General features: G+C 70.5%; 1 protein-coding gene. It reads right to left on the bottom strand.

Features of this window, described 5'->3' with window-relative positions:
- Positions 1-227 (bottom strand): formate/nitrite transporter family protein (locus tag QWY28_RS23950; RefSeq protein ID WP_300955393.1); only part of this gene is annotated, 227 nt, incomplete at both ends.

Below are 227 nucleotides of genomic sequence, written 5' to 3'. Positions count from 1 at the left end.
GCGCTGCCGGGGTCGGCCGAGGAGCTGCCGATGACGCCGCTCTGCACGGCGAGGAAGAACGCCACGAACAGCGCGCCGAGCAGGTTCCCCAGCAGGACCAAGGTCTGGTTGCGGGCGACGTCGCCGATCGACAGCTTGCCCTCGAGGGCGCCCAGCGGCACCAGCATCATGTTGCCGGTCGCCAGGTCCGAGCCGGCCACGACCACGAGGATCAGGCCGAGCGTGAA

Origin of the sequence: Nocardioides oceani (genome assembly GCF_030412965.1) — a bacterium.
GTDB lineage: Bacteria > Actinomycetota > Actinomycetes > Propionibacteriales > Nocardioidaceae > Nocardioides > Nocardioides oceani.
The sequence above is the reverse complement of the archived record's forward strand: the minus strand, read 5'-3'. Positions and strand labels throughout refer to the sequence as shown.